The organism is Bradyrhizobium sp. USDA 4532 (assembly GCF_024171315.1).
Taxonomy (GTDB): domain Bacteria; phylum Pseudomonadota; class Alphaproteobacteria; order Rhizobiales; family Xanthobacteraceae; genus Bradyrhizobium; species Bradyrhizobium australafricanum.
Genome location: NZ_JALJZN010000001.1, coordinates 5776419 through 5802556, shown reverse-complemented (window position 1 = coordinate 5802556; position 26138 = coordinate 5776419). Strand labels below are relative to the sequence as shown.

Genomic DNA, 26138 nt, shown 5'->3' with positions numbered 1-26138 from the left:
CCCGTATACTTTGCAATACAAAGTTCGGGCGAATCATGCGTGACCTCGACAAGGCGTTGGCCGATATCCTCGCCATCCGCAGCCAGATTGCGGCCGGAACGGCGTTCCGCGGCTACGGTCCGGCAACCGTCGCCGCCACGAGCGGCATCGCGCTGGTCACGGCGCTTGCGCAATATCTCTGGCTCGCCGATCCCACCGCTCATCCGATCGCGTTCCTCGCAGGCTGGGCGGCGGCCGCGTTGGTCTCCGCCGTGCTGATCTGGATCGAGATGCAGGCGCGCTCGCGGCGGCATCATTCCGGCCTTGCGGACGCGATGGTCCAGCAGGCGATCGAGCAGTTCGTTCCCGCGGCGATCGCCGGCGTGCTGCTCGCGATCCTGCAATGGAAGTTCGCGCCCGAGACGTTGTGGATGCTGCCCGGCCTGTGGCAGGTGCTGGTCAGCCTCGGCGTGTTCGCTTCGGTCCGCCTGCTGCCGCGCACGATCGCGCTCGGCGGCGCCTGGTATTTCCTGTCGGGCTTCACGGTGCTCTTGATCGCAAGCCAGAGCCACGCGCTGTCGCCCTGGACCATGGGACTGCCATTCGCGATCGGCCAGTTGCTGCTCGCAGCGCTGCTCTATTTCGCTTCCGGAGGCCATGATGCCGAAGACTGACCTGACCACCGCGCCGTTCGCCTATGACGGCCTCGACCGCGTCATCCACGAGAAGGCGCGGCTCGGCCTGCTGACCTCGCTGATGGCGCATCCGAAGGGGCTCGCCTTTGCCGATCTCAAGCAGCTCTGCGGCCTGACCGACGGCAACCTCAGCCGGCACCTCCAGGTGCTGCAGGAGGCCGGTCTCGTCGACGTCATCAAGGGCTATGAAGGCAATCGTCCGCACACCACCTGCCGCCTGACCAAGAGCGGTCGTCGCCGCTTCCTCGACTATCTCGCCGTGCTCGAGCAGCTGGTGCGTGACGCGGCCAAGGCCGCCGGCACGGCCGAGAGGGCCGCCGGCACGGCAGAAAAGGCCGCCGGCAAGGACGACCGCGCAGCTGGCCGCCTCGGTATCCAGCCGGTTTGAACCATCTCATTTTGTCCGGAGACTTTGTGATGCAAAGTAACGTCGCGCTCAAGCCGGAAGCCGCCTTCAGGCTCCATGTCGGCATCATCATGGATGGCAATGGCCGCTGGGCAACGCGGCGCGGCCTGTCACGGCTGCGCGGACACGAGGCCGGCGTCGAGGCGATCCGCCGCATCGTCGAGGCCGCGCCGGACCAGGGCGTCGGCACGCTGACGCTCTACGCCTTCTCGAGCGATAATTGGCGCCGTCCGAAGGCCGAGGTCGCGGCACTGATGGGCCTGCTGCGCTTCTATCTCGCCAACGAGATCGCTGCGCTCGTGCGCAACGGCGTTCGCCTCACCGTGATCGGCCGCCGCGACCGGCTGCCCGACGGAATCGCCGCCGCGATCACGCGCGCCGAGGCCGAGACCGCCGGCGGCACCACGCTGCATCTGCGCATCGCGATCGATTATTCGGCGCGCGACGCCATCCTGAACGCCGCCGCGCGCGCGGCCGGCGCCGGCGAGCTCAGCCGCGAGACGTTCTCCGATCTCATTACCGGCGAGGCCGGGCTGCGCGACGTCGACCTGATCATCCGCACCTCGGGCGAGAAGCGGCTGTCGGACTTCCTGCTCTGGGAGGGCGCTTATGCCGAGCTGCATTTCACCGAGCGGATGTGGCCCGAATTCGATGCCGACGATCTCGCCGACGCACTCGGCTCCTTCCATCGCCGCGAGCGCCGCTTCGGCGGACTGACCGCGATCGCGCCGGCGGAGGTGCCGAACCTCTAACGCGTCAAGCCGCGCCAACTGCTCTCTTCCTAAAGCCCGGCCGGGGGGTTGGGCTCTCTCTCTCAAGATGCGGGGACGAACGATCACGCCAACCAAAGCGGGAGCGATCATCCATGCGCATTCTTCTCATCAACGTGCCGCACCCGGCGATCGGCAGCCGGATCCCCGACGACCATCTGCCGCCACTTGGCCTGTTGTCGATCGGCGGCCCCCTGATCGATGACGGCCACGACGTCGGTCTTATCGATGCCGAGTTCGGGCCGATGCCGGTCCAAGCCATCGTGGCGGAGGCATCGAGATTTGCACCGGATGCGGTGCTGTTCGGCCATTCCGGCTCGACGTCGGGCCATCCGGTCATCGCCGAGGTGGCGCAGGCGATCGTCAAGGCCGTGCCCGGTGTGCGGATCGTCTATGGCGGCGTGTTTCCGACCTATCACTGGCGCGACATCCTGCGCGAGGAGCGCTACGTCACCGCGATCGTGCGCGGCGAGGGCGAAGAGACGGCGCGGCGTCTGATGCGGGCGCTGGAGGCCGGCGAGGATCTCCGCATCATCAACGGCATCGCATTTCGCGACGATTACGGGCCGCGCGTGATGCCGCCTGCGCCTGTCATCCGTGATCTCGATGCCTATCGCGTCGGCTGGGAATTGATCGATCACGCGCGCTACAGCTATTGGGGCGGCCTGTGCGCCGTCGTCGTGCAGTTCTCGCGCGGCTGTCCGCATCTGTGCAATTACTGCGGCCAGCGCGGCTTCTGGACGCGGTGGCGGCACCGCGATCCCGTGCGCTTTGCGAAGGAGCTGGCGCGGCTCCATCGCGAGCACGGCGTCAAGGTGATCAATTTCGCCGACGAGAATCCGACCGTCTCGAAGAAGGCGTGGCGGGCCTTTCTCGAGGCCCTGATCGCGGAGGATGTCGATCTGATCCTGGTCGGCTCGACCCGCGCCGACGACATCGTGCGCGACGCCGATATCCTGCATCTCTACAGGAAGGCGGGCTGGCAGCGCTTCCTGCTCGGCATGGAGAACACCGACGAGAAGACGCTGGAGCTGATCCGCAAGGGCGCGACCACCACGATCGATCGCGAAGCCATCCGTTTGATGCGCCAGCACGGCATCCTGTCGATGGCGACGTGGGTGGTCGGCTTCGAGGAGGAGACCGATCGCGATCATTGGCGTGGTCTCAGGCAGCTGTTGTCCTATGATCCCGACCAGATCCAGATGCTCTACGTCACGCCGCATCGCTGGACGCCGTATTTCCGTCTCGCGGCGGAGCGGCGCGTCATCCAGACCGATCGCAGGCTCTGGGACTACAAGCATCAGGTGCTGGCGACCCGGCACATGCCGCCATGGCGCGTGCTGCTCTGGTTCAAGTTCACCGAGATGGTGCTGCAGTGCCGCCCGAAGGCGCTGCTCCGCGTGCTGCTCCACCGCGACGCCGGACTTCGTCACGCGATGCGCTGGTACACGCAGATGGGCCGCCGGGTCTGGCCGCACGAAATCCTCGGCTTCCTGCGCGACAAGAGGCTGAAGAACGGGCCCACCGTGCAGGAATTTTGGGGCGCGCCGCAGGATATGGAGGAGGAATCGATGTCGTCGCACCGGCCCGAGCGCCGCGTCGGCCCATCACGCGCGGCGTAAGTCGATACCGTCTTGTCGGGTTCTGGATATCTGGCGCTGATGACTGGACGCCTCAGTCATCAGCGCGATAATTTCCAGGTCGGCTGCGCAGAACAAAAAGAACCGTGGCGGTCGAGGCGTCGAGTTGAGCATACAGGTTGCGATCTTAAAAATATTGGCCAGTCACGTCCGCGGCAAAGCCACAATCAATTCACTTAAGCACGATCTCGCCGTGCTCTCATCGAGCGGCGACGATTGGCATGCGCGGATCAAACGTCTGGCGTCGCGGGTCCCCGAACTCGACATCTTTAGCCATGGCTATGTGCTCCGTGACGTCGAAGGCTGGGAGATCACATCGGCCGGTCGCGAGTTCCTGCGTGCACTGGAAGCGGTCACGCAAGACAATCTGCCGTCCGCGCCATCGGCCGATACCCTAATCCGCGCCGAGGGCAGGCTGATCGTGGTCGGTCACCGCTTCAAGAATCGGGTGCGGGCACCGAGTGATCCCGAACAGAGCACATTGGCGCGCCGCCGGCCGATCCGCGAGCCGCATTGAACCTCACTGCGCTGCCCGCGACCTACCTTCGGGACGTGGCTCCGGAGGTCGCAAATGACTGCTTTGGCTCAATCGATCGCGCGCGCGTTTCCGGCCAATTCGCTTCGGAGCAGCATCGCCCGGCATGTCCTGCTGCTTGCCTCCGCGGTCCTGTTCGTCGCGGCGCTCAGGGCAAGCTACGGCCTCGATCTCAGCGCTGGTCTCTTCTAGCCGCGCGACAAATTATCCGGCCTCAAGTCATATTGGGTTAACCGGACCGGGGTAGCCGGGCGCACGCTTTCCTTGCATCTCGAACCCGGGCCGGTCTTCCATGGATAAGCCGATGCGCTGCCAGTGCGGCAGGACGCGAACCATTGTGCTCGACAAGCATTTCCGCACCGCGCTGGTATGCCCGAAATGTGATGAGGTTTAACTGACCGGGCCGGCGAGGCCGGAGGAACGGGTGTTGACCGCACGCTAAAGCGCGGTCGTGTTCGGCGCCGAAACCCGCTAGGTTCCGTCTGACGAAACGGACCAAAGCGAAACCCGATGCCGCAGCCTGCCCATACCGCCGCCATCACCCTTGCCGACATACGCCGTGCCGCGGATGTGATCCGGGATGCGGTCATGGTCACGGCCTGCAACGAGAGCCGCACGCTGGGCGAGATCTGCGGCTGCCGCCTGTTCCTCAAATTCGAGAACCTGCAGTTCACCGCGACGTTCAAGGAGCGCGGCGCGCTGAATCGCCTGCAGGCGCTGTCGCCAGAGGAGCGCAAGCGCGGCGTGATCGCGATGTCTGCCGGCAATCACGCCCAGGGCGTGGCCTATCACGCCAAGCGGCTCGGCATCCCCGCCACCATCGTGATGCCGATCGGGACGCCGATGGTGAAGATCGAGAACACCAGGCGGCACGGCGCCGAGGTCATCATCACCGGGCAGACGCTGGAAGAATGCTTCGCGTTCGTTGGCTCGCATGCTGCGCAGAAGGGACTGATCCTGATCCATCCCTATGACGATCCGCTGATCATTGCAGGGCAAGGCACGATCGGACTTGAAATGCTCGCGACGGTGCCGGAGCTCGATATCCTGGTGGTGCCGATCGGCGGCGGCGGGCTGATCTCGGGCATCGCCACGGCCGCGAAGGCACTGAAGCCGTCGATCCAGGTCGTCGGCGTGCAGGCCCAGCTCTATCCGTCAATGTACAATGCGGTCAAAGGCGAGCAGCTGCCGATGCGCGGCGACACCCTCGCCGAGGGCATTGCGGTCAAGGCGCCCGGGCAGATCACCACGAAAATCGTGCGCGAGCTCGTTGACGACATCATCCTGGTCAGCGAGGACCAGATCGAGCGCGCGGTCGCGACCCTGATCTCGATCGAAAAGACGGTGGTCGAAGGCGCCGGCGCCGCCGGTCTCGCGGCGGTGCTCGCAGCTCCGGAGCGCTTTGCGGGCAGCTCAGTCGGCCTGGTGCTGACCGGCGGCAATATCGACACCAGGCTGATTGCCTCGGTCCTGACCCGCGAGCTCGCGCGCGAGGGACGACTGACGCAACTGGCGCTCGACATCGTCGACCGGCCCGGACAGCTCGCGGCGGTGTCGATCCTGCTTGCCGATGCCGGCGCCAACATCATCGAGGTCTCGCATCAGCGCACCTTCTCCGATCTTCCGGCGAAGGCGACGCTGCTCGAGCTCGTGATCGAAACCCGCGACCGCGCCCATCTGGAGGAGGTGCTGGCAAGGCTCAGCGCCGAAGGATTCGCGGTGCGGGAGAGTTAGCTGTCAGACTGCTTGACCGTCATCCTGAGGCGCGAGCGGAGCGAGCCTCGAAGGATGAATCGGCCACCAGCCGGGCCGTGCATCCTTCGAGACGCGCGCAAGTGCGCGCTCCTCAGGATGACGGATTTCAATGGGCGAACTAACCCTCGTTGTCACCCGCCGCCAGCTCGGCGAGCTTCGCGATGGTGTTGATGTTGCGCGCGGTGCCCTTGGCGGCGGCGGGGATCTTCAGCTTCGAGCGGCCCATGCCGCTGCCATAGGCGACATAGATCTCGCGCTTGCCGAGCCGCACCTGTTCGTCCTGCTGGCCCTTGATGTCCTTCAAGGCGTCCTTCGGCGGCGGCTCGTCGAGGAAGATCGCGACAGTATAGTTCGGCGGCGCTTTCGGAAACGGATTGGCCTTCAGCACCGCGGCGATCTCGTCCGCGCTGCGGACGGCGACGCCGACCGGCTGGCCGGCATAGGCCTGCAGCCGTCGCTCCAGCGCAGCCTTGACCTTGGCCGCGCCGAGCTTCGAGGAGAACACGACATTGCCGCTGGCGATATAGGTCTGCGCGTCGGCAAATCCCTCGTCGACGCACATCGCCTTCAACTCGGTCATCGGCAGCTTGCCGGTGCCGCCGACATTGACCGCGCGCAGCAGGACGACGTAACGCGGCATCGACTAGCCGTCGGTTTTCCTCTTCGCGGGCTTCTTGGCCGGCGGCGGCTCTTCCATCGCCTTCTTCATGGCGCGCGCATAGGCGTCGGCGGCGTTCTCGGCCGAATTCTGCAACCGCTTGGCGGTCGCGGTTGCGTTCAGCATCGTGCTCTTGGCCAGGAAGCGGAAGCGCGCCTTGGTCTCCTTGTCCTTGGCCTTGGCCGCGCGCGCGACCCAGGCGGCTTGGCGCTTCTTGGCAGCCGCCATCACGGCCTTGGTCTGCGCTTTTGCGGTTTGCCGGATGACGGCGTCGAGGTCGGCTTCGGCCATTCAGATGCACTCATTGACTGGACATGCGCCGGGCGGGCGCACGGAGGGACGGGAGCTACCCCTAGCGTAACCGGTGCCGTTTGAACATGCGATCGTTTTGCGAATTCCCGGAGGATCGCATCGACCCCTGTACCGAGGCTTGCGCGGCGTGCGCTAGTCTCCTGACGACCCCGGCGGCACCTTCGCGCCGGCGAGCAGTCTGGCCAGCTCCACCTGCCGGCCCAGTCCGGTCTTGGCCAGCACCGCCTTGAGCTGGTTGCGTACCGTTTCGCGGGAGATGCCGAAAGCGCCCGCGATTGCCTCGACGGTGCGTCCTTCGCCAATGCCGCGCGCCACGCGCGCCTCCGCCGGCGTCAGGTCGAACAGGCCCTGCAGCACTTCCGCGGTCGGCACCTCGGCCGGCACCACCGGCGTCACGATCACGATCGCCGCCGCGCGGTCGAACAGGTCACGCGCCGCGCCGTGGATCGGGACCAGATGCACGATCAGCGGCGGCCGATCCTCCTGCGCCGCGATCGGCACCGAGCGCACCTCCACGCTGATCAGTCCCTGATCAAGCGCGGCCAGCGCCTGGGCGAACAGCGTGTCGGCAGTGGTCGCCGCCAGCGTCAGGCGCTCGCCGCGATCCTGCATCACGTCGGGCACCAAGCGGTCGAACAGCGTGTTGGCCGTCATCAGACGGCCGCCGCGCCGCAGCACTGCCGCGGGCAGGCCGAGCATCGCCAGCGATTCGGTTGCCGCCCTGGCGCGCTCCATCCCGAGCCGCGCCGACAGCAGCGCGGCACGCGCCAGATGCGGCCGCAGCGCGTCGAGCTGCTCGATCGCTTCGCGCTCGATCGGCCCGTGCTGGTATTCGCGCTCGACGCTGTAGATCAGCACGTCGCCGCTCGGCACCGGGATCGCAGTACCGGCGCCCCATCCGAGCCCGCGCGGGCGGAAGAATTCGCGGATCTGGAAATCCTGCTGCACCTCCTCGGGCGTATCGAACACATCGATGTCGCGCAGGAAGCCGGCATGGTTGGCCGCGAGCAGGCGCGGCAATCGCCCGTTGCGCTCGTGCCAGCCGCCTTCGACATAGGCCACCGTGTCGTCGTGCATGTCGGGGGACGCGACCCAGCGGACGTCGTGCGGGGCCGCCGTCAACAGCACGATACCGCGCGCACGCGCGATCGCGCCGACCTGATGCAGGACATTCGGCCACAATTCGGGGACGACCGCGGCCTCATAGGCCAGTTCAATCAGATGCTCGTGCAGGTCGTTCGCCATCGGCCATCCCAAAAACCGTTGTTGCCCAATAGATAAACCCGGCGACCTCGGAAATATTGCGTAAAGCAATTCAGCCCGAGCCACGAGTCCGGGTTATTCCGGTGCGCGTTCACGCGCATCAGGGGGAATTCCGACGTTTTCGCCGCCTCTTCTTCGCGATTTTCGCGCGGCGGCCGGGGTCTCGCTCGCTCGGCTGCGATCCGGCGCGCGGCCGCCGGCGCACGGACGACGAAGGCGAAGCTCGATGCCAGGTCGGCGGGGCGGCCCCATGACTTGATAGAGACTTGATGAAGACTCGATAATCAGGGCCTGACGATCATCGCCGCGCGCGGCAAAATCGAAGCTACGTGACAGATGGAAACATTCCGAAGCATCCCGAAACCGGATTGGCATGACTGGCGCTGCGCCAAGCCCGCCGGCGTCACACATTTGCAACGTTGCACGCGATCGTTCGAGCATGAACATCCTTTAATTTGTATCCGCGCAATCCGTGGCGCCAGCTAGGGCATGATCCGGAAAAGTGCGAAGCGGTTTTTCGAAAAGGATCATGCCTAACGGGCGGCCTAAGGCGCGATGACGATTTAAACCGGGTCTGATCGCGCTTTGAGCGGCCACCTCTGACATTCATACGAGCCATCGTCGGCTCGGGGAGAGTCGATGATCAGTCGCAGGGCTCTTTCCGGATTGTTGATGACGCTGGTCGGCCCCTCGTCGCGGGCCGGCAGCGACAGGCTGGTGCTGGGCCATTGCCAGGGATCATGCGCGAATGTCGACTTGCCGACCCTTGGCTACGATCAGTTCTGCCGGTCGTTGTTCGATATCGCGGCAAGCGGCAGGCTGCGCGCGGTGGCAACCGGTTCGGAGATTCGCGGAGAGATGCGATCTCTCTTCCGCGCGCGGCGGCTTTATCGGCCGTCGCACGACGAGATCCGGGTTCTCTGGCGCGCGCCCGCGGATGGCTTCTCGGTCGTGAAGGTCGAGTTCGATCTGGAATGCGGCGTGCCGGTGCGCGGATGTCTTGGAATTCCCGACGGAGAATTCAAGGGATTGATCCTGCTCGGCCACGGCATGGCGAGCACGCCGGAGCGCTGCTTCGACGATGCCGACAAGGACTACATGAACGCGCTCGGCAAACGGCTATGTCGGGACGGTTACGTCGTCTGGTGTCCTTACATCGTCCAGATCGGAAATCAGGAGAGCCAGAACAACATCGCCGCGATGCTGGCATCTCACGGCATCTCCGCCCACAACGTGTCATGCGCATCGCTCGACGCCGGCGAAATCGTTTGCAGGAAGCTCACCGGCGTGTCGGGTTTGAATGTCGGCGTCTACGGGGTGTCCTGGGGCGCCTTTCTCGCGCTGCATCTGGAAGCCGCGACGGGGCGGATGCGGCCGACTGTTGTGTCCGGATATATGCGCGACGAGAAGAGGTTTCTGACGTCATCCGTGATCACCAAGAATCTCGGCGTCGAACTTGCGGCTTACATTCATTTCAGCAACGGCCGCGCCAAGTACACCGGCGCGGAGCTGGCGTACTTGCTCTGCCCGTGTCCGCTGTTCGTCGAGATCGGGAGCCGTGACGGTGCAAACGCGCTGGAACTTGGGCGGGATGAAAAGTTTTCTCAAATGCAGTCGGTCTACGCATCGTCAGGCCATCCGCATTTGATCGACATGGACATCTTCGACGGTGTGCACGAGGTCAGCGGCAAGCGCGCGCGGCCGTGGCTATCCGAACGTCTGGCGTCGCCAGCCTATCAAGACACCTCTCGCTTGAAGAACGCCATCGCGTTGTGAGCGCAGCCTGACCTCGAGGGTACCGAGAGTGCGCTCGTGTGGGATCACATTGACGGGAGCTTTCGGCGACGGCGGCATGCACTGAGCCGGTCCGCGCGGCCGCAATGGCTGTGTCATGGTGGCGTCGCAGCGCTTCACAAAGCTGGCTGTCGTCGGGATCGGCGCAACGATCGCGATCAGCTTACAGCATTGTCGGATTGGCCGCGTTATGATCTGCTGCAACGCACTGCCCATCCTGACCTTCGGGTCTGAGGGAACTCGACGTCATATCCGTCTCGTAGCGTCTGTTGGTAGCCGAAGGGTTGGACTGCATGAGTGGTACGGAACGCATGCTCGGTGGCTTGGCAGGGTTTCTCGTATCGGCGGGACTAATGGCGGCGGGAGTATCGGCGGCCCATGCCCAGGCGGGGCCGCCCGGGCCTCCTGCCGTGGGCGTGTTCGAGGCGGTGAAGCGGCCGATCACCGAAACCAATGAATTTCTCGGACGCATCGAAGCCCCCAACCGCGTCAACGTGGTGGCGCGTGTGACCGCGTTCCTGGACAAGCGGAACTTTGTCGAGGGCTCCGAGGTCAAGGCCGGTGATCTCTTGTATCAACTCGAGCGCGGACCGTTCGAAGCCGATCTCGCATCGAAGAAGGCACAGGTCGCCCAATTGCAGGCGACGCTGGTCAACGCCAAGCTGACCACCGATCGCGCCAAGGCCCTGATGGGCGGCCCGGCCGGCCAGCAATCCAATGTTGATGCGGCGGTCGCCAACCAGCAGAGCCTCGAGGCGCAGGTGCAGGCCGCGCAGGCGCAGGTCGACCTGTCCCAGATCAATCTCGACTACACCATGATCCACTCGCCGATCGACGGCAGGATCGGACGCACCGCGGTCACCGAGGGCAACGTCGTGACGCCGAGCTCGGGAACCCTGACGACAATCGTCAGCCAGGACCCGATGTATGTCACCTTTCCCGTGCCGGTGCGCGAGGCGCTCGATCTGCGCGACCGTTATGCGACGCGCGGCGGCTTCAAGGCCGTCGTCATCCGCCTGCGGTTGCCGGACGGCCGGCTCTTCGACAAGACCGGCGAACTGAACTTCGTCAACAACACGATCGCGCAGAACACCGATACCATCTCCCTGCGCGGCACCATCCCCAATCCGCCGACATATACTTCCGTCGCGGCTGGCGGCTCGCTCCGCGAACTCACCGACAATGAGTTCGTGACCGTTCTCCTCGAAGGCGTGCAGCCGGTCGAGGTGCTGGCTATCCCGCGTTCGGCAGTGCTGTCGGACCAGCAGGGCGAATATGTCTATGTCGTCGGCGCGGACAACAAGGCCGAGCAAAGGCGGATCCAGCTTGGGCAATCGACCGCAACGATTGCGGCGGTGACGAGCGGCATCTCGCTCGGCGACAAGGTCGTCGTCGAGGGGTTGCAGAAGGTCAAGCCGGGCGAGGTGGTGGCGCCGGGGCCCGTCAGCGCGCTGATCCAGTCGAGCATGAAGGTTTCGGCGGATGGCGCCGCGAGCAGCGCGCCGAAATCGACGGGTAATAACCCATGATTTCTGCCGTCTTCGTCGATCGTCCGCGGCTTGCGATCGTCATCGCGTTCGTGATCACGATCGCGGGCGCGCTGGCGCTGATGCAGATTCCGGTCGCGCAGTTTCCGGACATCGTGCCGCCGCAGGTCACGGTCTCCGCCGTATTCCCCGGCGCATCGGCCGAAGTGGTGGAATCGAGCGTCGCCCAGCCGCTGGAAGCGCAGGTCGTGGGCGTCGACAAGATGCTCTATATGAAGTCGACCAGCGGCAATGACGGCAGCTACACGCTGACGGTCTCGTTCGCGCTCGGCACCGATCCTGATATCAACACCGTCAACGTCAACAACCGCGTGCAGAGTGCGCTCGCGCAATTGCCGACCGAGGTGCAGGCGCAGGGCCTGACCGTGCAGAAGAAATCCTCGGCGGTGCTGCAATTCATCGTGCTGTACAGCAAGAGCGGTGATCAGGATCCGCTGTTCATCACCAACTACGCCATCATCAACGTGCTGGACGCGATCTCGCGCACGCCTGGTGTCGGACAGGCCTCGCTGTTCGCGAAGCTGAACTACTCGATGCGGATCTGGTTCGACACCCAGCGCCTGACCAGCCTCAACCTGGCGCCGTCGGACGTGATCGCCGCGATCAGGGCGCAAAGTGTGCAGGCGCCGGTCGGCCGCATCGGCGCGCGTCCGATCAGCAATGACCAGCAGTTCCAGTTCAATGTGCAGACGCAGGGCCGCCTGACGACATCCAAGCAGTTCGGCGACATCGTGCTGCGGGCCAATCCGGATGGCTCGGTGCTGCGGATCCGGGACGTTGCTCGTGTCGAGATCGGCGCGCAGAACATGGATTCGGAGTCGCGGATCGACGGCAATCCCGGCGTGCCGATGGGCATCTATCTCGCGCCTGGCGCCAATGCCGTGACCACGGCCAAGGCGGTGCAGGCCACGCTTGCGCGGCTGTCGGAGCGGTTTCCGCCGGGGCTGACCTATCTCGTACAGTACGACTCCACCACCTTCGTGTCCGATACGATCAAGGAGGTGATGAAGACGCTCGGCGAAGCCTTCGTGCTCGTCGTGATCGTGGTGTTCCTGTTCCTCGGCAATCTGCGCGCCACGGTGATCCCGGCGGTCGCGGTTCCGGTCAGCCTGATCGGCGCGTTCGCGGTGCTGCTGGCGCTGGGCTACTCGGCCAATACAGTCTCGCTGCTGGCGATGGTGCTGGCGATCGGCATCGTGGTCGACGACGCCATCGTCGTGGTCGAGAACGTCGAGCGCGTCATGGAGGAGGAGCCGGAGCTATCGCCGGCCGACGCCACCAAGAAGGCGATGGCGCAGATCACGGCGCCGATCATCGCGATCTCGCTGGTGCTGCTCTCGGTGTTCGTGCCGATCGCGTTCATCCCCGGCATTTCCGGCACGCTGTTCCGCCAGTTCGCGGTGACGATCAGCGCCGCGATGGTGATCTCGGCGCTGAATGCGCTGACCTTGTCGCCGGCACTGTGCGCCGTGTTCCTGCGTCATGGCGGGCCGCGCCGCGGCATCATGGGACGGGTGCTCGGCAGCATCGACTGGGTACGTGACCGCTACGCCGGCGTGGTGCAACGGCTGGTTCGTGTGGCGGTGCTGTCACTGGTTGCGGTGCTGGTGTTTGCCGGCGCGGTGTTCGGCGTGTCGAAGATCACGCCGACCGGCTTCCTGCCCGAGGAGGATCAGGGCGCCTTCTTCATCGCGGTGCAATTGCCCGACGGCGCGTCGGTGGCACGCACCAGCGAGGTCACCAAGCAGGTCGAGGCGCTGTTGAAGAAGAATCCGGCGATCGACCATGTGCTGTCGATCATCGGTTTCTCGCTGCTCGACGGTGCCAGCGAGCCGAATTCGGCATTCATGGTGGCGCGCATGAAGGCGTTCGCCGATCGCAAGGCTGTCACCGACTCGGTGCAGGCTGCGATCGGGCAGACCTTCGTCGGGGGATCGCAGATCCGTCAGGCCTCGGTGCTGCCATTCAACCTGCCGCCGATCATCGGGCTTTCGACCTCCGGCGGTTTCGAATATCAGCTCGAGGCGCTCGAAGGGCAGGATCCGGCCTCGCTCAGCAGCGTGATGGGCGGGCTGATCGGTGCTGCGAACCGCAATCCGAATCTGGCCCGCGTGTTCTCGACCTTCACCGCGACCAACCCGTCGGTCTATCTCGACATCGATCGCGCCAAGGCGCAGGCGCTCGGCCTCAACATGGCCGACGTCTTCACCGCGCTGCAGGCCACGCTCGGCGGCATCTACGTCAACAACTTCAACCTGTTCGGCCGCACCTGGCAGGTCAATGTGCAGGGCGATGCCACCGATCGCCGCGACATTCCCGACATCTGGCAGATCTATGTGCGCAACAGCGGCGGCGAGATGGTGCCGATCCGCTCGATCGCAAGCCTGCGCATCGTGACCGGACCGCAGGTGATCACGCGCTACAACAATTATCGTTCGGTCACCGTGAACGGCAGCCCGGCGGCGGGCGTGTCCTCGGGCACCGCGATCGCGACGATGGCCGAGCTCTCCAAGTCGACGCTGCCTTCCGGCTATTCCTACGAGTGGACCGGCACGGCCTATCAGGAGCAGGCGGCCTCCGGCCAGACCGGCATCATTCTCGGCCTCGCGGTGCTGTTTGCCTATCTGTTCCTGGTCGCGCTGTATGAGAGCTGGACGATCCCGATTCCCGTGCTGCTATCGGTCACGGTCGGCGTGTTCGGTTCCTATCTTGCGATCAAGCTCGCGGGCCTCAACCTCGATCTCTACGGTCAGATCGGCCTCGTGGTGCTGATCGCGCTCGCCGCCAAGAACGGCATCCTGATCGTCGAGTTCGCCAAGGAGCAGCGCGAGGCCGGCAAGCCGATCGCGGAGGCCGCGACGATGGGCGCGCAAATGCGCTTCCGCGCCGTCATGATGACATCAATTGCCTTCATCCTCGGCCTGGTGCCGCTGGTGGTCGCGACCGGTGCCGCGGAAATCAGCCGCCGTGCGGTCGGCACCGCGGTGTTCGGCGGCATGCTCGCCGCAAGCTCGGTCGGCATCTTCCTGGTGCCGATGCTGTTCGTCACCTTCCAGGGCTGGCGCGAGGGTGTAAAGAACCGCTTCGGCAGACGGAGCAAGGCGGAACAGCCTGCCTCGCATTAGATCCTGCCTAATCCCTTCGCGCATTAGGGAGGCGCGTGGGGGCGGGTCTATGCTACTGGCCTCATCGATGGAGTTCTGGATTGAGCGTTGCCTTCACCAAGGAAGAAAGTGCCGAGACCGCGTCCGAAACGCTGTTGCCGGACCGCCCCATTTCGCCGCATCCCAACCTGGTGACCGAAGCAGGACGCAAGGCGCTGGAGCGTGAGCTCCAGGCGGCACGCGAGGCCCTTGAGGCCGCGCAGCAGCTCGACGACGTCAACGAGCGGCGGCGGCAGTCGGCGGTTCCGTTGCGCGACGCGCGCTATCTCACGGAGCGGCTCCGCACCGCGCAGGTCGTGCCTGACCCTGCTTCCACCGAAACCGTTGCCTTCGGTAGCACGGTGACTTTCAGCCGCGCCGACGGGCGGGTGCAGACCTATCGCATTGTCGGCGAGGACGAAGCCGACCCAAAGGCAGGCTCGATTTCCTTTGTCTCGCCGGTAGCGAGGTCGCTGATGGGCAAAGCCCTGGGCGACGTCGCAGGCTCGGGCGATCAGGAGCTGGAGATCGTCGCGATCGCTTAGAGAGTGATGGCATTAGATTGAATGGCGGTCGCAAAGGCGGCGCGTCCCCTCGCCCCGTTCTTACGGGGAGAGGGTTGGGGGTGAGGGGCTGCCTCCGCACACGCGGAGACAGATACTCTCGCGGAGACTCCCCCTCTCACCCGGAACGCATCTGCCGATGCGTTCCGACCTCTCCCCGCACGCGGGGCGAGGTGAACCGGAGTCCGCCGCTCGATTCGGAGCAAAGTGATCACGCTGCCGGCAGGGCAAGCCGCTCGATGGTCTGAATATGCCGCGCCAGCAGGCTGCAGGCCTGTTCGATGTTGCGTGCGCGCAGCGCCTGCAGGATCACGCGATGATCCTGGCTCGGCCGCGGCCGCCAGCCGGCGTTGCGCGCCATCGCGAACACCAGTCGCGAATTCGCAAGCTGCAGGCCGTCGAGGCTGGCAAGCAGCCGCGGCATCGCGCACGGCGCCACCAGCGCATGGTGAAAGGCGCGATTGGCCATCTCGAAATCCTGCACCGTCTCGGCATTGTCGCCTTCGATCATGGCGAGTTCGATCCGTGCCAGATGGGCCGATGTGAGCCTGGGGGCGGCATTGCGCAACGCCACCACCTCGAGCGCGGCGCGCATCTCGGCGATTTCCTTCACCGACCTGGTGTCGAGCGGCGCGACCCGCACCCCGCGTCGCGGCACCGCAACAACGAGATGCTGCGCCTCCAATTGCCTGAAGGCCTCGCGCACCGGCACGTGGCTCGAATGGAATTCGCGCGCGACATGATCCTGCCGCAGCGGCGCGTCCGGCAGCAATTCGCCGTTGATGATGCGCTCGCCGATCGCTTCGGCGATGCGCCCCGCGGTGGTCGTGTTCTCGCCTTCGCTCGTCATAGATTATCTATCGTAAAAACGGGTGCGCGCGCGTTCGGGCTCGGCTAGCATCGTTCTAAGTCCACAGATCATAGATAATATACCAGATTATCTATGATCCACAGCAAACGAGAAAGCAAGCCATATGGTTGATGTCGTGGAAATCGAACGGACCGACAGCGGCACCAGTGCAGCGCCCCGCAAGACCTGGGACCGTACCGAGGCTGAAGCACTCTACAATTTGCCGTTCGCGGATTTGATGTTTCAGGCGCAAGGCGTGCATCGCGCCAACTTCAATCCGAACCATGTCGAAACCGCGAGCCTGCTCAGCATCAAGACCGGCGGCTGCCCGGAAGACTGCGGCTACTGCTCGCAAAGCGCGCATTACGACACCGGCCTGAAGGCCACTCGCCTGATGCCGCGGGACGAAGTGGTCGCGGTCGCGCAGCGCGCCAAGGACGCCGGCGCAACCCGCTTCTGCATGGCCGCGGCCTGGCGCAGCCCGAAGGACCGCGATCTCGATCAGGTCTGCGACATGGTCAGCGCGGTGAAGGGCCTCGGCATGGAAACCTGCGTCACGCTCGGCATGCTGACGCCAAAGCAGGCCGAGCGTCTCTCCGACGCCGGCCTCGATTTCTACAACCACAACGTCGACACCTCGCCCGAGTTCTACGACAAGATCATCACCACCCGCACCCTGCAGGATCGCATCGATACGCTCGCGCATGTGCGCGACGCCGGCATCAAGGTCTGCTGCGGCGGCATTATCGGCATGGGTGAACAGGTCGATGACCGGCTCGGCATGCTGATGCTGCTTGCCAATCTTCCCAGCCATCCGGAGAGCGTTCCGATCAATCTGTGGAACGAGGTCAAGGGCGTGCCGGTCAACGACACCGCGGAACGGCCCGATCCGATCGCGCTGGTGCGTCTGGTTGCCACCGCGCGGATCATGATGCCGAAGAGCGTGGTGCGGCTGTCGGCCGGACGGCAATATATGACCGACGAGCTGCAGGCGCTGTGCTTCCTCGCCGGCGCGAATTCGATCTTCATCGGCGATGTGCTGCTGACCACCAGGAACCCGCAGCGCGATCGCGACGCCGATCTGCTGGACCGGCTCGGCATCAACTCCGCCCTCGCCTGAGCGCACCTCCGGCACGCGCGCGGCGGGATTCGCCGCGCGACCAACTACAAATCTGAGAGAGAAGCATGAGCGCAATCCATGCGGCCAAGGTCGCTGATTACGCCGCGGCCTTGCACGCCCTGAGCAAGGACGATCGGCTGCGCGGTCTCAAGCCGCGCGCGGGCATCGATTTCGTCTCGAACGACTATCTGGCGCTCGCGAACGCGCCGCGCATCAAGAATGCGGTCTCGGCCGCGCTCGGGGCCGGCACACCGATCGGCGCCGGTGGGTCGCGGCTGCTGCGCGGCAATTGCGAGGAGCACGAACGGCTAGAGGCCGAAGCCGCCGCGTTCTTTGGAGCCGAGACGGCGCTGTTCTTCGGCGGCGGCTATGTCGCCAATTTCGCCGTGCTGACGACGCTGCCGCAGCGCGGCGATCTCCTGGTGCTCGATTCTCTCGTGCACGCCAGCATCCATGAAGGCGCGCGGGCCGGCCGGGCCGAATTCCGGATCAGCGCGCACAATGATCCCCAGTCGGTCGAAGACACCATTCGCGGCTGGCGTGCCGAGGGCGGCACGGGCCGGGCCTGGATCGTGGTCGAAAGCGTCTACAGCATGGATGGCGACGTCGCGCCGCTCGACGACCTCGTCGCCATCGCGGACCGGCACGACGCGTTCCTGATGGTGGACGAGGCGCATGGCACCGGCGTCTATGGCGAGCAGGGGCGTGGGCTGACGGCGTCCTATGAGGGGCGCGAGAACCTCGTGATCGTTCATACCTGCGGCAAGGCGCTGGGCGCCGCCGGCGCGCTGGTCACCGCTTCGACCGTGCTGCGCGACTTCATGGTCAATCGCTGCCGCCCGTTCATCTTCGCCACTGCACCGTCGCCACTTGTGGCCGTCGCCGTGCGCGAGGCGCTGCTGATCCTGCAGCAGGAGCCCCTGCATCAGCAGCGCCTGGCAAAACTGGTCGCGTTCACGCATCGCGAGCTCGACCTGCGCGGTTGGCGCAGCCCGTCGCGCTCGCAGATCGTGCCCTATATCGTCGGCGACAATGCGCGTGCGATGCAGCTGGCGTCTGCGCTGCAGGCGCGCGGCTTCGATATCAGAGGCATCAGGCCGCCGACCGTGCCGGCAGGCTCTGCCCGGTTGCGGATTGCGCTGACCCTTAATGTCGACGAGGACGACGTGCGCGCGCTGCTCGACGCGCTGGTCGACGAGACCAAAGGCTGGTCGCGATGACGAGCCGGATCGTGATCACCGGCACCGATACCGGGATCGGGAAGACGGTGTTCTGCGCGGGCCTCGCCGGCTTCCTCGGCGCGCGCTACTGGAAGCCGGTTCAGGCCGGCCTCGAGGAGGAAACCGATGCGCAACTGGTCGCACGGCTTGGCGGGCTCCCGGCGGATCGCATCGTGCAGGAACGTTACCGGCTTCGAACGCCGGCTTCGCCGCATCAGTCTGCCGCACTCGACGGCGTGCGCATCGACGCTGCCGCGCTCGGCGTGCCCGATGCCGGGGACCGTCCGCTGGTGATCGAGGGCGCCGGCGGGCTGATGGTGCCGCTCGACGGCAACACGCTCTATATCGATATCTTCGCGCGATGGCGCCTTCCGGTCGTGCTGTGCGCCCGCACCGCGCTCGGCACCATCAATCACTCGCTGTTGTCGGTCGAGGCGCTGCGCACGCGCGGGATCGACATTCACGGGATCGCATTCATCGGCGAGAGCAATCCCGAGAGCGAGCGCGCGATCTGCGAGATCGGGCAGGTGCGCCGGCTAGGCCGGTTGCCCTGGCTTGCTCCGCTTGCGGCAGACACGCTGCAGGCAGCGTTCAAGGCGTCGTTCCGGCGGGAAGATTTCAATCCATGACATCCGCTCGGAAGTCGCCGATCTGGCACCCGTTCACCCAGCACGCGCTGCACGGCGAGATGACGAGGATCGTGCGTGGGGAGGGCGCCTATCTCTACACCGCGGATGATCGCCGCATCATCGATGCGATCGCATCCTGGTGGGTCGTGACCCACGGCCATTGCCATCCGCACATCGTGCGCGCGATCCAGGACCAGGCGGAGCAGCTCAACCAGATCATCTTCGCGGGCCATACCCACGATCCGGCCGAGCAGGTCGCCGCGCAGCTGTTGAAGCTGGCGCCCGACGGGCTCGATTACGTGTTCTTCTCCGACTCTGGCTCGACCAGCGTCGAGGTGGCGCTGAAGATGGCGCTCGGCTACTGGCACAATATCGGCGCGACGCGCACGCAGATCATCGTGATGGAAAACTCCTACCATGGCGACACGGTCGGGACGATGTCGGTCGGCGCGCGCGGCGTCTTCAACAGGGCTTACGAGCCGCTGCTGTTCGACGTCGCGTCGATCCCGTTTCCGGCGCCTGGCTATGAACAGACGACGCTCGACGCGCTCGAAGCCGCGTGCAGGAAGGAATCCGCGGCAGTGTTCATTGTCGAACCGCTGATCCTGGGTGCGGGCGGGATGCTGATGTATCCGCCCTGGGTGCTGAAGGAAATGAAACGCATCTGCGCAGCCGCTGGCGTGTTGTTCATCGCCGACGAGGTGATGACCGGCTGGGGCCGCACCGGCACCTTGTTCGCCTGCGAGCAGGCGGACGTCAGGCCCGATATCGCCTGCTATTCGAAGGGCCTCACCGGCGGTTCGCTGCCGCTCGCGGTGACGCTGTGCCGTGCGGAGATCTACGACGCACATTATTCCAGTGATCGTTCGCGCACCTTCTTCCACTCCAGCTCCTACACGGCAAACCCGGTCGCCTGCGCTGCTGCAAAAGCAAACCTCGAGCTCTGGCAACACGGTGCAGGCGCGCGCGTCTCCGCGGTGGCTGCGATGCAGGAGCGTCTGCTCGCCGCGTTCCGTGCCGACGCGCGCTTCGAGAACGTCCGCCGCACCGGGACCGTCACCGCACTTGATCTGAAGGCGAGCGATGCGGGCTATCTCGCCGGCATCGGCCCAAAGCTTCAGGCCTTCTTCGAACGCCGCAATCTGCTGCTGCGGCCGCTCGGCAACACGATCTACGTCATGCCGCCCTATTGCGTCACCGAGGCGGATCTCGAGGAGATCTACGACGGGATCAGCTGTGCGGCCGACGCGCTGGCTTGACGGCGCGCTTCGCGCCCAAAAGTCAGGGATGATGATCGCATCGCGGTCGTGGTGCGCGCGATGGGGTCTCATACGACATCGGCGTGCCCTTGCAGGCACGCCGATGAGCCCGATCATGAGTGCTGGCGTGCCGCCGGATGCGGCCTCGCAGCGGGATGAGGCCGCGGCGCCGGTCGTGACACATGCGGGGGCGCGGGCCGATGCACAACCGCTTGCGCGACGCGCGGCGCCGGTGGATGCGCGACCGCGCGTGGCTGCGGCGGTGCATGCTGCACGAGCTGCGGTCTTGACGCCGGCGGAGCGACGTGCGGCGCGGGTGCGGGATGTGCGCCGGCACCGGGGAGAGTATGCGCAGTCGGCAAGGCGTGTCCCGGCGGCAAAGCGTTCCCCGTCGGTAGAGCGTGTCCGGCCGGCGAAGCATTTGCTGTCGGCAGGGCATGTCCTGGCGGCGGAGCATTCCCCGTCGGGAGAGCATGTCCCGTTGGCAAGGCGTGTGCGGCCGTGGGTTGCGCATGTCGGGGCGGCGGCGCCGCGATCGGCTTGCCCGGGCGCGCGGCCACCACGCCGGCGCCGCTGAACCGTGCTGCGTGCGCGGTCGCCGCGACCGCCGGATGACCATGGTTGTTGGTGAGCGTCAGCGCCGGATTCTTCATCGCCGCTTCCGCGTGTCGCGTCTGCTCGCCGGTCGCGGCCATGTGGTGCCCGCTCTGGGCCGCGAGCTGCTGCGGCGTCGGCTTCACCGTGGTGCCGCCGGTGCCGCCGTTGTAGCTGACGTTGGTCGTGTTGTTGACGACGGTCTTGTTGTAGACGTTGGTGACCGAGACGTTCGAGATGTTGTTGACGGAGCTGTTGTAGAAGAAGCTGCCGCCGCGCCAGTAGCCGCCCTCATAGCCGACGCCGGTGTAGCCGAAGCCATAAGAGATGCCGCCGTAGAAGCCGACGGTCGCGCCCCAATATCCGGCGTGGAAGGCGTAGGCGCCGTCGCTCCAGCCCCAATAGCCGGGGGTCCACAGCAATTCGGGCGCAGGCGGAAGCACCCATGTGCCGGGCACCCAGTAGTAACCGGTGTCGTCGTTCCATGCCCAATAGCCCGGAGTCCAGATGTAGCCGGGCGCGGGGATCGGCGGCTGGACATAGACCGGCAATGGCGGCGGCGCCGCATTGACGGTGATGCCGATGGCAAGCTGCCCGCGTGCTGGCGCGAGCGGTGAGAGACAGCAGAGGCTGAGAGCCAAGGCGAAAGGCAGTCCGGCGATGCGGCGCATGGCACATACTCCAATCTTCTTCCCCCAGCGTTGGAGTCGAATAGTGGCGGCGACATGAACCCGTTGTGAATGTTTGTGCTGACACCGTGATTTCGAGTTCGCGCGACGGCGGGATCGTTAACGACGGCGAATGCAAGTCAGCTCGGTGTCAGGATGGAACGCGACGGTGCGGTCGCGTCAGCTTCATCACTGCGCCAAATAGTCGAATTTTCGATTTGAATTGGACGACGACCCCCTGCGCGTCATCAATCGGTGCCCGGAGCATCCGGCTGCCAAAGGCCGGGCAGGGAGGTTTGGCATGGCGCGATCCGCCGACATCGACATCAACGCGGGCGCGCGCCTCGACAGGCTACCGATCTGCGGATTCCACTGGCGCATCCTGGCCCTGATCGGCGCCGGCATGTTCCTCGACGCGTTCGATATCTATCTGGCCGGCGGCGTGCTGGGCGCCGTGCTCAAGGCAGGCTGGTCGACGCTCGAGCTCAACGCCGCATTCGTCTCCGCGACCTTCGTCGGGATGACGATCGGCGCGTGGTGCTCCGGCATCCTCGGCGATCGGTTCGGCCGCCGCTTCTCCTATCAGATGAACCTCGCGATCTTTGGCCTCGCCTCGATCGCCGCGGCCTTCGCGCCGAACATGATGGTCCTGATCGGCCTGCGTTTCATCATCGGCATTGGCCTCGGCGCAGAGATCGTGGTCGGCTACGCGACGTTGACGGAATTCGTGCCGGCTTCCTCGCGTGGACGCTGGATCGGGCTGCTGGCCGTGATCACCAATTTCTCGCTGTTCGTATCCTCCATGGTCGGCCTGTGGGTGATCCCGACGCTTGGATGGCGCTACATGTTCGGCCTTGTCGGTTGCCTTGCGATGGTCGTCTGGATTCTGCGCAAGTCGATGCCGGAATCGCCGCGCTGGCTCGCCGCCAACGGACGCGCCGATGAAGCCGAGAAGATCCTGTCGGCGATCGAAGTCGAGGCCGCGCGCAAGGCGACACTGCCTGCCGTCGCTGCCCGCGCGCCGGTGCAGGAGTCTCCCGGCGCGGTCTGGCGTCTGTTCCAGCCGCCGTATCTCGCGCGCACGCTGCTCGGCAGCCTGTTGCACATCGTCGTCGGCTTCAGCCTCTACGGGTTCATCGGCTGGCTGCCGACCTTCATGGTCAAGGGCGGCCACAGCGTGGTTTCCTCGCTGGGCTACACCACGGTGATGGCGCTGGGCGGCCCGGTCGGATCGCTGATCGGGCTCGTGCTGGCGGACCGGCTCGGACGCAGGCTGTCGATCGTCTGTTCGTCGATTGCGGCAGCGGCGCTCGGTATCGCCTATCCATACATGCCGGATGGTGTTGCGCTCGCGGGTGTGGGCTTCCTGCTGATCACGGCGATCTACGTGATGCTGGCGACCGGGTTCGCGATGCACGTCCCCGAACTGTTTCCGACGCGGTATCGGCTTCGCGGCACGGCGATCTGCGCCACATCCGGACGCATCGCGACCGCGCTGGTTCAATACGTCGTGGTTGCGATCTTCGCCTGGCAGGGGCTGACCGGCGTGCTGACGACCCTGGCCGGCATCCTCGTCTTCCAGGCCGTGGTCTTCCTCGTGTTCGGTTTCGAGACCAAGGGGCGCTCTTTAGAGGACGCATCGGCCGTCACGGACGCCGAGGCAGCACGTCAATCGCCCATGGCGCGGAGGCCGGCGGACCTCGGCGCCTAGTTCAGGTCGGAGCACGCCGCCCTGATCCGGTCGCGGAGCCAGCCGTTGGCGTTGCTCTGATCGTATCTGCGGTGCCAGTACAACATCCAGTCAAACGGCGCGGATTCGAACGGCAGTTCCTCCATCCTCAGATCATCGTCCATCAGCACGGTCGCGAGGTGCCTCGGCATCACCGCGAGCAGATCGGTCTTCTTCAAGACATGGGGCACGACCAGCCAATGCGGCACGTTCAGGGCGATGCGTCTTCGATGGCCGCGTTCGGCGAGCACGTCGTCGACGAAGCGAAGATCGGTCGGGCTCATCGAGACCTTCATGTGCTCCCGCGCGATGAAGCGCTCAAAAGTCAGCCGTGCGCGCTTGATCTGGTGTCCGCGTCGCATCAGGCAGACCATGCGGTCTCGCAGCAGCGTTTCCGAACGGATCGATGCGGAATGCTCGAGCCCCATGCTCACCGCGACGTCGATCTCGTCCCGCTCCAGCGCATCGATCGTCAGGGCGGGCGGCAGATGGATCGTGTTGTAGGAAATTCGGCCCTCCGGCGGCCGCGTTGCGGCGAGCCGCGGCAGCAGCAGGCATGCGAGAATGTCCGACATCCTGATCGTGAAGGTGCGTTCGGTCCGGTCTGGATCGAAGCCGGCGTCGCTCGCCATCACGCGCTCGACCTGACGCAGAACCTGGCGCAGCGGCTCCGCCAGTTCGGTGGCGCGGGGCGTCGGCTTCATCCCGGTTGTGGTCCGCACCAGGAGTTCGTCCTTGAACATCGCGCGCAGCCGGTTAAGCGCATTGCTCATCGCGGGTTGGCTGAGGCCGACCCGGTCTGCCGCCTTGGTGACGTGACGCTCGGTCAGCAATGCGTCCAGCGCGACGAGCAGATTGAGGTCGATGGATCGAAGGTTCATTCATCATTCATATCGTGAATGACGAGAGATAACAAATCCATTTCATCCATGATGGCGCAGCGCGTATCAATCGATCAGGACCAAGGAGGCACCAATGAGCTTTGAGACGATCAAGCGCGACGTGAAGATCTGCATGTTCGACCAGTACGGCACGGTCGTCGACATGCAGGGCGGCCTGACCAGGATCGCGGCGCCGTTCCTCGAGAAGAAGGGCTGGAAGGGCGATCCGAATTCCTTCGTCACGTGGTGGCGTCGCACGCATTTCGAGAACTCGATGATCGATGCGCTGCTGCATCGCGAGCACACGCCCTATCGCGAGATCGGGCACCGCGCGGTTGCCCACGTCATGGACCGCGCGAAGATCGACTATACGATGGACGATGTGCGCTACCTCGTGGGCGAGATCGAGAAGCTGTTGCCGTTTCCAGAGGTGCCGGACGCACTCGCGCGGCTGCAACGCAAGTACAAGCTCGTCGTGCTCTCGAACGGCGATCCGGACATGCTCGAGACCGCGAAGCAGTACCACAAGGTCCCGTTCGATCGCGTGATCTCGGTGGCCGAAGCCAATTCGTTCAAGCCGCATGTCGCGACCTATACGAAAGCGGCCGAGATCATGGGCGTGAAGCCCGCGCAGGTGCTGTTCGTGGCCAATCATGCCTTCGACTGCATCGGCGCCAAGTCCGCCGGCATGCGGACGGCCTTCATCGATCGGCGCAGCCGCCCGTTCGGCATCACGCCGCATCAGCCCGATATCCTGGTGCCGTCGATGAAGGACCTCGCCGATGCGATCGTCTGATCGCGAGCCGCTGTCGGGCATCAGGGTCCTCGACCTCTGCCGGGTGGTCTCTGGCCCGTTTGCCACGATGCAGCTCGGCGATCTCGGCGCCGACATCGTCAAGATCGAGGATCCGCGTCAAGGCGACGAAAGCCGCCGTTACGGACCCCCCTTCGTCGGCGGCGAGAGTGCGTATTTTCTGTCGGTGAACCGCAACAAGCGAAGCTGCGCCATCGATCTGAAGTCGCCGGCTGGGCGCGACGCGGTGCTCGATCTTGCATCCGTCGCAGACGTCGTCATCGAGAACTTCCGCCCCGGCACCCTGGACAAATGGGGGCTCGGCTTCGACGCGCTGCGCGCCCGAAAGGCCGACATCATCCTGTGCAGCATTTCGGGATTCGGTCGCACCGGTGCCGACGCCGCGCGCCCCGGCTACGATCTGATTCTGCAGGGCGAATCCGGCGTGATGGACATCACCGGCGATCCGGACGGACCGCCGACCAAGGTCGGCACGTCGATCGCGGACCTCGTCACGGGCCTTTATGCGTCGCATTCGGTGTTGGCCGCGCTGATGCGCAAGAGCCGCACCGGCGAGGGCGGCCGGGTCGACGTCTCCATGCTCGACGCCATGGCGTCGCTGCTGACGTTCAACGCCGGCATGTACTTCGCCTCGGGACAAAGCCCGAAGCGCCGCGGCAATGTCCATCCGACCATCAGCCCGTATGAACCGTTCGAGGCGAGTGACGGCTGGATCAATGTCGGGGTCGCGAACGACAAGTTCTGGGCGGCGTTTTGCGGCGTCGTCGGCCGTCCGAAGCTGCGCGAGGACATCCGCTTCGCAACCGCTCCGAAGCGTGCGGCGAGCCGCAACGAGCTCGTCGCGATCCTTTCGCCGATCTTTGCCCGGCGAAGTCGCGCCGACTGGCTGCAGGCGCTCGGCGCGGCGGGCATTCCGTGCGGCGCGATCAAGTCGGTCGGCGAGGTCTGCGAAACGCCTCAACTCACGCAGCGGGGAATGGTCCAGACCATCAGCCATCCGGCGGCGGGAGATGTGAAGTTCATCGCGAGGCCGACGCGGTTCGGCGACGAACCGCCGCCACCTTCCACGCCGCCGCCGATGCTCGGCGAACACACAGGCGAGGTGTTTACGGAATGGCTCGGCTGGAGCGACGATCGGCTCGAGAGGTCAGCGGTCGATGGCGCGTTCGGCGACTTTGGACGGACGTTCGTGCGATCGTCGATGTGAGCGGCGCCGCTGCGGTCGCGCCGCGCCGCCCAACGTGCGGCGAAATGGCGCGTAGCACAGTCCTGGCCTTTACCTGATCAAGCGCGCCCGTCCGCAGGAATTAAGAA

General features: G+C 65.3%; 24 protein-coding genes. 18 read left to right on the top strand and 6 right to left on the bottom strand.

Translation table 11 applies throughout. The features are described 5' to 3' along the window. Positions 1-35 precede the first annotated feature (35 nt). The 7 genes from J2R76_RS26710 to J2R76_RS26680 all read left to right on the top strand — a co-directional run bounded on the left by J2R76_RS26710 (position 36) and on the right by J2R76_RS26680 (position 5759). Complete coding sequence (locus tag J2R76_RS26710) at positions 36-653, top strand: hypothetical protein (protein ID WP_057015349.1); 618 nt, start codon at positions 36-38, stop codon at positions 651-653. After that, a complete protein-coding gene (locus J2R76_RS26705; protein ID WP_057015410.1) occupies positions 640-1062 on the top strand; it encodes a transcriptional regulator in 423 nt (140 codons plus the stop codon). The genes J2R76_RS26710 and J2R76_RS26705 overlap by 14 nt, the downstream gene beginning before the upstream one ends. Positions 1063-1091: 29 nt before the next feature. After that, a complete protein-coding gene (locus tag J2R76_RS26700) occupies positions 1092-1832 on the top strand; it encodes a di-trans,poly-cis-decaprenylcistransferase (RefSeq protein WP_057015350.1) in 741 nt (246 codons plus the stop codon). 113 nt (positions 1833-1945) lie between these two features. Beyond that, positions 1946-3472: a magnesium-protoporphyrin IX monomethyl ester anaerobic oxidative cyclase gene (gene bchE, locus J2R76_RS26695; RefSeq protein ID WP_253625185.1), complete on the top strand. Its 1527-nt coding sequence runs from the start codon at positions 1946-1948 to the stop codon at positions 3470-3472. 124 nt (positions 3473-3596) lie between these two features. Further along, positions 3597-4007: an aminoacyl-tRNA deacylase gene (locus J2R76_RS26690; protein WP_253625184.1), complete on the top strand. Its 411-nt coding sequence runs from the start codon at positions 3597-3599 to the stop codon at positions 4005-4007. A gap of 54 nt (positions 4008-4061) precedes the next feature. Next, positions 4062-4217, top strand: a complete 156-nt coding sequence (locus J2R76_RS26685; RefSeq protein WP_225162097.1) for a response regulator — start codon at positions 4062-4064, stop codon at positions 4215-4217. Positions 4218-4535: 318 nt separating this feature from the next. Next, positions 4536-5759 carry a threonine ammonia-lyase gene (locus J2R76_RS26680; protein WP_253625183.1) on the top strand — a complete coding sequence of 408 codons (1224 nt, stop codon included), beginning with the start codon at positions 4536-4538 and terminating at the stop codon, positions 5757-5759. A gap of 139 nt (positions 5760-5898) precedes the next feature. Here J2R76_RS26680 and J2R76_RS26675 read toward each other — a convergent pair whose 3' ends face one another. The 3 genes from J2R76_RS26675 to J2R76_RS26665 form a co-directional block, all read right to left on the bottom strand. Next, the gene (locus J2R76_RS26675; protein ID WP_253625182.1) at positions 5899-6420 is read right to left on the bottom strand and encodes a DUF1697 domain-containing protein; all 522 of its coding nucleotides are present in this window, start codon (positions 6418-6420) and stop codon (positions 5899-5901) included. A 3-nt stretch (positions 6421-6423) separates the two neighbouring features. Then, positions 6424-6729 carry a hypothetical protein gene (locus J2R76_RS26670; RefSeq protein WP_253625181.1) on the bottom strand — a complete coding sequence of 102 codons (306 nt, stop codon included), beginning with the start codon at positions 6727-6729 and terminating at the stop codon, positions 6424-6426. A 153-nt stretch (positions 6730-6882) separates the two neighbouring features. Further along, complete coding sequence (locus J2R76_RS26665) at positions 6883-7995, bottom strand: helix-turn-helix transcriptional regulator (protein WP_057015357.1); 1113 nt, start codon at positions 7993-7995, stop codon at positions 6883-6885. 657 nt (positions 7996-8652) lie between these two features. On the opposite strand from J2R76_RS26665, the gene J2R76_RS26660 reads away from it, so the two are divergent. The 4 genes from J2R76_RS26660 (at position 8653) to greA (ending at position 15042) form a co-directional block, all read left to right on the top strand. Then, a complete protein-coding gene (locus J2R76_RS26660) occupies positions 8653-9789 on the top strand; it encodes a hypothetical protein (RefSeq protein WP_253625180.1) in 1137 nt (378 codons plus the stop codon). Between the two features lie 311 nt (positions 9790-10100). Further along, entirely contained in the window at positions 10101-11336 is a 1236-nt protein-coding gene (locus J2R76_RS26655) for an efflux RND transporter periplasmic adaptor subunit (RefSeq protein ID WP_375166536.1), read from the top strand. Next, a complete protein-coding gene (locus tag J2R76_RS26650; protein WP_253625179.1) occupies positions 11333-14479 on the top strand; it encodes an efflux RND transporter permease subunit in 3147 nt (1048 codons plus the stop codon). The genes J2R76_RS26655 and J2R76_RS26650 overlap by 4 nt, the downstream gene beginning before the upstream one ends. An 80-nt stretch (positions 14480-14559) precedes the next feature. Next, positions 14560-15042, top strand: a complete 483-nt coding sequence (gene greA / locus J2R76_RS26645) for a transcription elongation factor GreA (protein ID WP_076824576.1) — start codon at positions 14560-14562, stop codon at positions 15040-15042. Positions 15043-15271: 229 nt separating this feature from the next. Here the strand turns inward: greA and J2R76_RS26640 are convergent, their stop codons facing one another. Next, positions 15272-15910 (bottom strand): GntR family transcriptional regulator, encoded by a 639-nt coding sequence (locus J2R76_RS26640; RefSeq protein WP_168856607.1) that lies wholly within the window; start codon positions 15908-15910, stop codon positions 15272-15274. 124 nt (positions 15911-16034) lie between these two features. Between J2R76_RS26640 and bioB the strand changes: the two genes are divergently transcribed. The 4 genes from bioB (at position 16035) to J2R76_RS26620 (ending at position 20138) form a co-directional block, all read left to right on the top strand. Beyond that, positions 16035-17030, top strand: a complete 996-nt coding sequence (gene bioB / locus J2R76_RS26635; RefSeq protein ID WP_168856606.1) for a biotin synthase BioB — start codon at positions 16035-16037, stop codon at positions 17028-17030. Between the two features lie 65 nt (positions 17031-17095). After that, on the top strand, positions 17096-18250 hold the full coding sequence (locus tag J2R76_RS26630) for an 8-amino-7-oxononanoate synthase (RefSeq protein ID WP_076824582.1): 1155 nt from the start codon (positions 17096-17098) through the stop codon (positions 18248-18250). After that, positions 18247-18879: a dethiobiotin synthase gene (gene bioD, locus J2R76_RS26625; protein WP_076824584.1), complete on the top strand. Its 633-nt coding sequence runs from the start codon at positions 18247-18249 to the stop codon at positions 18877-18879. Before J2R76_RS26630 ends, bioD begins: the two co-directional genes overlap by 4 nt. Continuing rightward, positions 18876-20138, top strand: a complete 1263-nt coding sequence (locus J2R76_RS26620; protein ID WP_057015366.1) for an adenosylmethionine--8-amino-7-oxononanoate transaminase — start codon at positions 18876-18878, stop codon at positions 20136-20138. The genes bioD and J2R76_RS26620 overlap by 4 nt, the downstream gene beginning before the upstream one ends. Before the next feature lie 113 nt (positions 20139-20251). On the opposite strand, the gene J2R76_RS26615 is transcribed toward J2R76_RS26620, so the two are convergent. After that, positions 20252-21403 carry a YXWGXW repeat-containing protein gene (locus J2R76_RS26615; protein WP_076824586.1) on the bottom strand — a complete coding sequence of 384 codons (1152 nt, stop codon included), beginning with the start codon at positions 21401-21403 and terminating at the stop codon, positions 20252-20254. A gap of 298 nt (positions 21404-21701) precedes the next feature. Here J2R76_RS26615 and J2R76_RS26610 point away from each other — a divergent pair, with 298 nt between their 5' ends. Further along, complete coding sequence (locus J2R76_RS26610; RefSeq protein ID WP_076824588.1) at positions 21702-23111, top strand: MFS transporter; 1410 nt, start codon at positions 21702-21704, stop codon at positions 23109-23111. Here the strand turns inward: J2R76_RS26610 and J2R76_RS26605 are convergent. Further along, on the bottom strand, positions 23108-24010 hold the full coding sequence (locus J2R76_RS26605) for a LysR family transcriptional regulator (RefSeq protein WP_076824590.1): 903 nt from the start codon (positions 24008-24010) through the stop codon (positions 23108-23110). The genes J2R76_RS26610 and J2R76_RS26605 overlap by 4 nt on opposite strands. A gap of 94 nt (positions 24011-24104) precedes the next feature. Between J2R76_RS26605 and J2R76_RS26600 the strand changes: the two genes are divergently transcribed. Together J2R76_RS26600 and J2R76_RS26595 are read left to right on the top strand one after the other, a co-directional pair. Further along, positions 24105-24806: a haloacid dehalogenase type II gene (locus tag J2R76_RS26600; RefSeq protein WP_076824592.1), complete on the top strand. Its 702-nt coding sequence runs from the start codon at positions 24105-24107 to the stop codon at positions 24804-24806. Further along, on the top strand, positions 24793-26031 hold the full coding sequence (locus tag J2R76_RS26595) for a CaiB/BaiF CoA-transferase family protein (protein ID WP_076824594.1): 1239 nt from the start codon (positions 24793-24795) through the stop codon (positions 26029-26031). The genes J2R76_RS26600 and J2R76_RS26595 overlap by 14 nt, the downstream gene beginning before the upstream one ends. Positions 26032-26138 lie beyond the last annotated feature (107 nt).